8 protein-coding genes and 1 other RNA gene are annotated in these 9,746 nt (G+C 35.6%); 7 read left to right on the top strand and 2 right to left on the bottom strand.

All coding sequences use genetic code 11. From position 1 onward, the window contains the following. From ABWO41_RS11430 to ABWO41_RS11405, 6 genes are all read left to right on the top strand, one after another. Window positions 1–513 (top strand): OmpA family protein (locus ABWO41_RS11430; RefSeq protein WP_353137805.1); only part of this gene is annotated, 513 nt, incomplete at its 5' end. A gap of 96 nt (window positions 514–609) precedes the next feature. Continuing rightward, the gene (locus ABWO41_RS11425; protein ID WP_353137803.1) at window positions 610–1,836 is read left to right on the top strand and encodes a DEAD/DEAH box helicase; all 1,227 of its coding nucleotides are present in this window, start codon (window positions 610–612) and stop codon (window positions 1,834–1,836) included. 82 nt (window positions 1,837–1,918) lie between these two features. Next, an RNA gene (ffs, locus tag ABWO41_RS11420) (signal recognition particle sRNA small type) lies at window positions 1,919–2,017 on the top strand. A gap of 182 nt (window positions 2,018–2,199) precedes the next feature. Beyond that, window positions 2,200–2,859, top strand: coding sequence for a fructose-6-phosphate aldolase (fsa, locus tag ABWO41_RS11415; protein WP_013631272.1), 660 nt, complete (start codon window positions 2,200–2,202; stop codon window positions 2,857–2,859). Window positions 2,860–3,064: 205 nt separating this feature from the next. Then, entirely contained in the window at window positions 3,065–4,951 is a 1,887-nt protein-coding gene (locus tag ABWO41_RS11410) for a vWA domain-containing protein (RefSeq protein ID WP_353137800.1), read from the top strand. A 25-nt stretch (window positions 4,952–4,976) separates the two neighbouring features. Then, the gene (locus ABWO41_RS11405) at window positions 4,977–5,945 is read left to right on the top strand and encodes a YpdA family putative bacillithiol disulfide reductase (RefSeq protein ID WP_353137798.1); all 969 of its coding nucleotides are present in this window, start codon (window positions 4,977–4,979) and stop codon (window positions 5,943–5,945) included. Window positions 5,946–5,960: 15 nt separating this feature from the next. Here the strand turns inward: ABWO41_RS11405 and ABWO41_RS11400 are convergent, their stop codons facing one another. Together ABWO41_RS11400 and ABWO41_RS11395 are read right to left on the bottom strand one after the other, a co-directional pair. After that, window positions 5,961–6,152: a hypothetical protein gene (locus tag ABWO41_RS11400; RefSeq protein WP_353137796.1), complete on the bottom strand. Its 192-nt coding sequence runs from the start codon at window positions 6,150–6,152 to the stop codon at window positions 5,961–5,963. 73 nt (window positions 6,153–6,225) lie between these two features. After that, a complete protein-coding gene (locus tag ABWO41_RS11395; RefSeq protein ID WP_353137794.1) occupies window positions 6,226–6,720 on the bottom strand; it encodes a D-glycero-alpha-D-manno-heptose-1,7-bisphosphate 7-phosphatase in 495 nt (164 codons plus the stop codon). A 261-nt stretch (window positions 6,721–6,981) separates the two neighbouring features. Here ABWO41_RS11395 and ABWO41_RS11390 point away from each other — a divergent pair. Further along, on the top strand, window positions 6,982–9,746 hold a 2,765-nt coding region (locus ABWO41_RS11390), incomplete at its 3' end, for a glutamate synthase central domain-containing protein (RefSeq protein WP_353137792.1).

Genomic DNA, 9,746 nt, shown 5'->3' with positions numbered 1-9,746 from the left:
AAAGGTTATTTAAATAAATTCTTTTCCAGACAGGAAGGAGAAATTTCTACAAAAAACGTTAAAGAATCTACCATTTATAATGTGAAATTTGAGGTTGAGAGAGCAGAAGAAGCCTATATTGTGCGCCTAAACAATATTTACTACGATTTTGATAAATATGCTATTAGACAAGATGCCGAACCTGAACTGCAGAAAGTGGTAGATTTTATGCATAAAGTTAAAGATGTAAATGTGCAAATGCAGGCTCATACAGATTCACGGGGAAAATCTTCTTATAATATGGAGCTTTCTGTAAAAAGGGCAAATTCTGCCAAAGATTATTTAGTTAAACAAGGTGCAGAATTGGAGCGTTTGTCTGCCAGAGGTTTTGGGGAGACCCAACTATTAAACAAATGTGAAGATGGAATTGTATGTTCGGAAGAAGAGCATCAATTAAACAGAAGGACCGAGTTTAAAATAATAAAAATAAAACCTGTGTCGGCCAATATACCTTCACCGATAATAAAATTTTAACACAATAAAACTTATTACATAACCCAAACTCCACATATAATTAGTGTGGAGTTTTTTTATTTATCCACTTAAATCTATTAAAGCTACCTTTGTAACATGAAATTTAACAAGTACAATATAGCAACTGGTATTAAAAAGAGCTTAGAGGAAGCCGGGTTTAACAGGCCAACGGATATACAATATAAGTCTATACCTCAAATTTTATCAGGACAGGATATATTGGCTATAGCGCAAACGGGTACAGGAAAAACTGCAGCATTTGCCATTCCATTAATTAGCATGCTGGAAAAAGTAAAGCCTGGATTAGAACCGCAAACTGTAAAGGCAATAGTGATGGTGCCAACAAGAGAACTGGCAATCCAAATAGAACAGGTCTTTTTAGAATTGGCAAAATATACAAAAGTACATCCAGTTGCGATTATTGGGGGCGTAGATATTGAACCTCAACTTAAAAAACTCCAAAAGGCAGATTTATTAATAGCCACCCCTGGAAGGATTATGGATTTGGTTTTTAAAGGCCATTTATATCTAAAGAAGATAGACTATCTTGTTTTAGATGAGGCAGACCGAATGCTAGAACACGGTTTTTATAATGATATAAAGAAACTGATAACACTTTTGCCGAAAAAACGGCAAACCATGTTCTTCTCAGCTACTATAAACGAAACGATAAAAGACTTGGCCTATGCTTTGGTAAACAAGCCGGTGCGTATTCAGATATCACCCAAAGATCCTGTTTCAAAAAATGTAGACCATGCTGTTACTTATGTTAGTATGGATGATAAAAGGTTTTTTCTGGAAAGATTTGTTAAGGAGAACGAGGATAGAAAAATCATTGTTTTTGTACGTACAAAAGTTAGGGCAGAGCGTGTTGCCAAGGCAATGGACCGTGTGAATATCCATACGGAAACCATACATGGAGATAAAGATCAGAAAAATAGATTTCAGGTTTTAGATAATTTTAGAGAAGGAAAAAATAAAATATTAATAGCGACTGATGTAAGTGCCAGAGGTTTGGATGTAAAAGGTGTAGATTTTGTTGTGAATTACGATTTACCGGAATTACCAGAAAATTACATTCATAGAATAGGAAGGACAGGGAGAGGAACAAGTCGGGGGAGAGCAATTTCTTTTTGCAGCGATGAAGAAAAAGTATATCTGGATGCCATACAAGAATATATCGGAAAAGAAATAGATGTAATGAAAATAAGCAAAGGATCTTATGAAGAAACCATTGCGTATTCCGAAGCGAATCCATACGATTGGAAACAATTAATAAATGAAGCAGAGAGCGAACCTAAAAAAAAGAAGAAAAAGAAATAAATTTTGTAGTTGATTTCCAGTCTGTTGTTGTATAGTTAGAGATTTAGTTTAAAATAAACATAAAAAATGATACCTTTGTGCCGGGTTAGTCTTCTACGACCAGCTCCCTCTGAATTCCCCCAGGGTGGGAACGCAGCAAGGGTAAGAGGTTGTAGCGGTGCGATAGAAGGTGCTAGCCCATTTTTTTATTTCTCATCTTTATCTAATAATCAAACAATTTACTGGCATAAACTTTTCCTAATTCATTTTCTATTTATAAATTTGTAACGGAAAAATTATTGAGAGAAATTCTTCTGTTAGTAACAGCTTTTCTCTTACGAATTACTTAAAAATTCAATCAAACAATTTAGAACATAAAAAATTATGAAGTTTTTTATAGATACAGCAAATCTTGCTCAAATTAAAGAAGCACAAGATTTAGGTGTTTTAGATGGTGTAACAACCAATCCAAGCTTAATGGCTAAAGAAGGTATCACAGGTGAAGAGAATATCTTAAATCACTATAAAGCTATTTGTGATATCGTTGAAGATAATGTAAGTGCAGAAGTTATTTCTACAGATTACGAAGGAATGATTAAGGAAGGTGAAGCTTTAGCAGCTTTAAATCCTAAAATTGTTGTAAAGATTCCTATGATCAAAGACGGTATTAAAGCAATTAAATATTTCAGCAGCAAAGGAATCAGAACAAACTGTACTTTAATCTTTTCTGCCGGACAAGCTTTATTAGCAGCAAAAGCAGGTGCAAGCTATGTATCTCCTTTCTTAGGAAGATTAGATGATATCGGCGCAGATAGCTACGGATTAATCGAAGATATCAGATTAATTTTTGATAACTACGGATATGAGACTGAAATCTTAGCTGCTTCTATCAGAAATGCGGTTCACATTGTAGAATGTGCTAAAATTGGTGCTGATGTAATGACAGGACCTTTATCTTCAATTTTAGGTTTATTAAAACATCCTTTAACAGATAACGGTTTAGCTCAGTTCTTAGCAGATCATGCTAAAGCGGCTGGTAAATAAGCATAGTATCTTTAAATGATATAAAAGCCGGAAGTGATAAACTTCCGGCTTTTTTTGTTTGTTTTTATCTTATATTTAATAAAACACATAAAGTCATATATGACCTATTATTTTGATTTTATGTAGTATCCGAAAATATTTTTTAAAAAGATTATGGAAATCCGATAAAATCTGCATCTCTATAGAAAAAACTAAACATAATATCATGAAAACAATATTATCCTCTCTGTTCTTGTCACTAATTATAGTAGTTGGTATACAGGCAAAAACTATACAAGGTATTGTTACAGATAAGAATAACGGAACTCCTATAGCCGGAGTTATGATTAAGAAAGGGAAAGCACATCTTGGTAGTAGTGATACAAATGGTAAATACAGTATTAATGCAGAAACTAGTGATATATTAGAATTTTTATATATTGGGTACATATCTAAAAAAGTAACTGTAGGAAAAGAAACTACTATAAATATAGCACTTGAACAAGATAATAAAGCGCTAAACGAGGTGGTGGTAATAGGGTATAGTACACAGAAAAGGAGCGATTTAATAGGTGCTGTTCAAAGTGTAAATGGTGAGGCATTAGTAAAACAAGGAAATTTAATAAAAGGTAGAGTAGGTGGAGTAAGAATTCACGGTACAGTTATACAACCTAATACAGAAAGTTACAAAGAATTTCAAGATAATAAATTTACAAGTCCATTAAAAGAACCTTTATCTACTTTTGCTATAGATGTAGATGCTGCATCCTATAGCAATGTGCGTCGCTTTATTAATATGGGGAAATTGCCACCTGCAGACGCTGTGCGTATAGAAGAAATGATTAATTATTTCCGATACGATCAGGCTAGTCCAAAGGGTAATGAACCTGTTTCCATTATGACAGAATTAGCAAAAGCTCCGTGGAATACAGAAAATAATCTGTTAAGAGTATCACTAAAAGCGAAAGATGTTGATGCAGATAAATTACCTGCTTCCAATTTTGTTTTTCTCGTAGATGTGTCTGGTTCTATGTCCAGTGCTAATAAGTTGCCCTTAGTGAAAGCTTCATTGAAATTACTGGTGGATCAATTGCGGGATAAGGATAAAGTAGCTATAGTAACTTATGCAGGACAGGCTAATGTAGTACTGGAAAGTACTGCAGGAGATCAAAAAATGAAAATCAAAGATGTTATTGATGGGTTAAGGGCAGGTGGCAGTACAGCAGGCGGAGACGGTTTAAAGATGGCTTATGACATTGCCCGTCGCAATTTCATCAAGGCAGGGAATAACCGTATTGTAATGACAACAGACGGAGACTTTAATGTGGGCGCATCTTCAGATGCAGATATGGAAACATTAATTACACGGGAGAGGGAAAGTGGTGTGAACATATCTATTCTGGGATACGGTATGGGAAATTATAAAGACAGTAAATTGGAATTATTGGCCAATAAAGGGCGTGGAAACTATGCCTATATAGATAATATTTCCGAAGCCAGAAAGTCAATTCTTACCGAATTTGGTGGTACATTATTTACAGTAGCTAAGGACGTTAAAGTACAGGTAGAGTTTAATCCTAACTTTGTACAGGCTTACCGTCTTATCGGTTACGAAAATCGCTTATTAGCGGCGGAAGATTTTAATAATGATAAAAAAGTAGGTGGAGATATGGGAGTAGGTCATGTTGTTACTGCAATTTATGAAATCGTTCCGGTTGGCGTAAAAAGTTCCATTATCGGTTCAGTAGATGAGTTGAAATACCAAAAAACAGATAAAAAAACTGTTTCTGGTAATCAATCCGAATTAGCAACAGTAAAATTCCGCTATAAAGAACCGCATGGAGAAAAAAGTAAATTGCAACAGCAGATAGTTAGTGCAAAGGCTGGAAATATTTCTTCAATGAGTACCGATTTTCAGTTTATTTCTGCAGTTGCTGAATTTGGTATGTTGCTTCGTAATTCAGAATACAAGCAAAATGCTAATTTTGAGAGTTTGATAAAACGAGCTAAAGCTACTAAAGGAAAAGATGATGAAGGGTATAGGGCTGAATTTATTCGCATGGCGGAAGATGTCAGGGCGCTAATGAAAAGTAACGAGGTGGTAATGAATTAATATAGTTATAAAATTTGAAAGATAGATGGATTATGATATTCTGATTATAGGAGCAGGGCCAATAGGTTTGGCATGTGGTATAGAAGCCAAAGCAAAAGGATTGTCGTACGTTATAGTTGAAAAGGGATGTTTGGTAAATTCGCTATACAATTATCCTCAGAATATGACATTTTTCTCTACATCGGAAAGATTAGAGATAGGTAATATTCCATTTATTTCCAATAGCCTGAAACCTACCAGATCTGAAGCTTTAGAATATTACAGAAGAGTTGCGCTATACTTTAATTTGAATGTTCGTTTGTTTGAGGAGGTACTAAGTCTTGAAGGAAGTGAGGGGAATTTTGAAATAAAAACAAGCAAAAGCAGCTATAAAGCTAAAAATGTAATCGTTTCTACAGGCTTTTATGATATTCCTAATCTGATGAATGTAAAAGGAGAAAACTTACCTAAAGTTTTCCATTATTATAAAGACCCCAGTTATTTTGCTATGCAAAAAGTTCTGGTTATTGGCGCCAGTAATTCTTCGGTAGATGCTGCGTTAGAATGCTACAGGAAAGGAGCAGAAGTTACCATGGTGGTAAGAAAAGGTGAAATAAGCGACAGAGTTAAATATTGGGTTAAACCAGATATAGAAAACAGAATAAAAGAAGGCAGTATAAAAGCCTATTTTCATTCGCAAATAAAAGAAATCACAGCAAATACCGTTTTATTGAATACCCCGAATGGGAACATAGAAATTGAGAACGATTTTGTGCTGGCCTTAACAGGATACCAGCCTAATTTTTCCTTTTTAGAACTTTTAGGAATTCAATTAAAAGGAGAAAACAAATATCCGGATCATGATCCTGAAACGATGGAAGCCAATAGAAAAGGGGTTTATCTTGCCGGAGTGGTTTGTGGTGGAATGGATACACACCTTTGGTTTATAGAAAATTCAAGAATCCATGCAGAGGTCATTATTTCGCATATTGCAGAAAACGTGACGACCAGTTAGGATTCTTGAATTATTTTACATTTTAGCAGAATCAGAAGTCCCTCTTATCAGGCCTATTCCGGTAAAGAAGAATACAATACCTAAGATAAGATAGACAATCATGCTTCTGGAAAACTCACTTCCATTAACAAATTCTATTGCGCTGTATATTAAGCCAATAATTCCCAATATGGTTAAAAGGGTTCCGAAAATTCTTTTTAAATTCATAGTGGCAAACGTTTTTAACATTATTAGCAAAACCGTTGCCAAAGAACAAATGTGTATGAAAGCTTATATCTTATTACTGAATAAGATGCAGAATTTCACCTAAAGGTTGGTCAATTTCAATCTTAATGCCAGTCATTCCTGCGGCTTCTGCAGCCTCTACATCAGTAAACTTATCTCCAATAAAATAAGATTTTGACGGATCTATATTGTGTTCCTTAATACCTTTCAGCAACATACCGGGTTTTGGTTTTCTGCAGTCACAATCTCCTGTAAAGTTTGGGTGATGAGGACAGAAGTAAAAAGCTGTGAATTTTACACCGTGAGGTTCATAAGCTTTGGTAAGTCTGTTATGCATTTCGTTTAGTATATCTAAAGTATACCAACCTTTAGCTATACCACCCTGGTTAGTCGCAACCATTAGCAAATAACCTCTGTCTTGCAATTCTCTTAAGGTTTTGTAGTTATGTTCAAGAATTTGGAAGTCTTCTAATGTACACACATAATCTCCAAGCTCCTTATTAAGTACACCGTCTCTATCTAAAAAAACAGCTTTGTTTTTAGTTTCCATAAGGGGCAAATTTATAAAATCGTAATCTTTTTATCTGTTTGTTTGTAATAATTCAAAATAAAGCATATTTGTTTATTTTATTTTCTTTTTTAATCTTGTTTTGTTGATGATATTTTAATGAAATAGGGTTTTTGTTTTTAAAATATTAAAATGACTAGTGTTATCGATTGGGTTTTTTAAGAAAAATATAAAAATTCAAGGCAATTATATTTTGAAGAATTTAGTATCTAAATTTGTAGAAAAACAAAATTAAATTTTATGATGGGTTGGTTTAATCAAAGAAACTATGGTTTGTATGATCCGAAATTTGAGCATGATGCATGTGGGACAGGATTTATTACCAATATCAATGGTAAAAAATCTCATCAAATTGTAGAGAATGCATTAACCATACTAGAAAACATGGAACACAGGGGAGCTTGTGGTTGCGATCCTGATTCTGGCGACGGGGCAGGTATCTTTACACAAATTCCTCATGAATTTTTTCTGGAAGAATGTAGCAGCCTGGAAATCACTTTAAAAGAGCCAGGGAATTACGGTGTAGGTATGATGTTTTTGCCTCAGGAATCTTTGTCCAGAAAGGCAATTATAGATATTATTACAAAGAGTGCCGAACAATTGAATTTTGAAGTTTTAGGATTTAGAAAAGTTCCGGTTGATAATACCGTTATCGGAGAAACAGCAAAGACAGCAGAACCAGCGGTTAGACAAGTTTTCGTTTCAAAACCAACGCATATAAAAGACGGTGACGAATTTGAACGTAAATTATACGTTCTTAGAAGATTAATTACAAAAACAGTAAAGGAAGAATTAAAAGAAGAAGCAGAGCATTTCTATTTTACTTCATTTTCTTCCAGAACCATCGTTTATAAAGGCCAGCTTACTACCTTTCAGGTAAGACAATATTACAAAGATTTACAAAACGAAAAATATGAGTCGGCCTTTGGCATGGTGCACTCACGTTTTTCTACCAATACTTTTCCTTCATGGAAACTGGCCCAGCCATTCAGATTTATTTCTCATAATGGCGAGATCAACACATTAACCGGTAACTTAAACTGGTTTTATGCAGCGGTAAGATCGTTGGTTTCCCCCTGTTTTACTAAAGAGGAGATGGAGATCTTATTGCCTGTAATTGAAGGAAATCAGTCAGATTCAGCCTGTTTAGACAATATTGTAGAAGTATTAACTCACTCAGGAAGATCATTGCCGCATGTCATGATGATGCTGGTTCCAGAGGCTTGGGACGGAAATGAAGATATGGATCCGTTGAAGAAAGCTTTCTACGAGTATCATGCGACATTAATGGAGCCATGGGACGGTCCGGCAGCTTTAACTTTTACAGATGGTGTAAAGCTGATTGGTTCTATTCTGGATAGAAACGGATTAAGACCATTAAGATATGTGATTACTGAAGATAATACATGTATTGTAGCTTCGGAAGCGGGTGTATTGACTATTGATGAGTCTAAGGTGATTTCCAAAGGTCGTTTGCAGCCTGGTAAAATGTTTCTGATTGATATAGAACAGGGTAAGATTATCCGGGATGAAGAAATAAAACATCAGATTGCTTCGCGCCAGCCTTACAGAGAATGGTTAGATAATTATATCATCAAACTGGAAGATCTTCCGGAACCACGTGTGTCCTTTACCAGCTTAGGCAGAGAAGCCGTTCATCGTTACCAGAAAGTATTTGGGTACAGCAGGGAAGATGTGGATATGATTATCAAACCGATGGCCGTGGATGGTAAAGAGCCTATAGGTTCTATGGGAACCGATGTGCCATTGGCGGTTCTTTCCAACAAGCCACAGCATTTATCAAGTTATTTCAAGCAGTTCTTCGCTCAGGTAACTAATCCTCCGATTGATCCGATCAGAGAGCGTTTGGTGATGAGTCTGGCAACTTTTATTGGCAACAACGGGAATATTCTGGATGAGGATAAAATGCACTGTCATTGTGTGAGCATTCAGCATCCGATTTTGAATGATGCCGAATTGGAAAAGATAAGAAGTATAGATACCGGCAGTTTCAATGCGAAAACCTTACAGACTTATTTTACGGTAGACGGAAAAGAGGGTGCGTTAGAAAGAGGTTTAGAAAGACTTTGCAGATATGCAGAAGATGCGGTGAACGATAATTTTGAAGTTCTTATTCTTTCAGACAGAGCAATAGACTCAGAGCATGCGCCAATACCTTCTTTGCTAGCTGTTTCAGCAGTTCATCATCACTTAATCAAAAAAGGATTAAGAGGAGCTATAGGATTGGTGGTAGAAGCAGGAGATGTTTGGGAAGTTCACCATTTCGCTTGTCTGTTAGCCTTTGGAGCAACAGCGATTAACCCTTATTTGGCATTGGCTTCTATTGGAGCCTTGCAGCAAGATGGTAAAATTAGTGCCGATATTCCAAGAGAAAAATTAATTAAAAACTATATAAAATCGGTTTGTGATGGCTTATTGAAGATTTTCTCGAAAATGGGAATTTCCACATTGCAATCTTATCACGGATCTCAGATTTTCGAAATATTGGGTATCAATAAAGATGTTGTAGATAAATATTTCGTAGGTGGAATCAGCAGAATTGATGGCTTAGGTTTAGATGATATTGCCCGTGAAGCTTTGAGCAAGCATATTAACGGATTTAAAGCAACTGATGATGAAGTTTCTTTATTGACAGAAGGGGGTATTTACCAATGGAAAAGAAAAGGTGAAGCTCACTTATTCAATCCGGAAACCGTTCATTTATTGCAATTAGCGACCCGTACAGATAATTATGAAGTTTATAAGAAATACGCGGCACTGGTAAATACCCAGACTGAAAAAATATATACTTTACGCGGATTGATGGATTTTGCCCAGCATAGAGAATCTATTTCTATTGAGGAGGTAGAACCGATTGAAAGCATCATGAAACGTTTTGCCACCGGAGCAATGTCTTTTGGTTCCATTTCTCACGAAGCTCACAGCACCTTGGCTATTGCGATGAACAGAATTGGGGGAATGAGCAATACCGGAGAGGGTGGAGAGGA

The sequence above is a fragment of the Pseudopedobacter sp. genome, assembly GCF_040392825.1.
Lineage (GTDB): Bacteria > Bacteroidota > Bacteroidia > Sphingobacteriales > Sphingobacteriaceae > Pseudopedobacter.
Note: the sequence above shows the minus strand (reverse complement) of the source record. Positions and strands in the feature narration are given on the sequence as shown.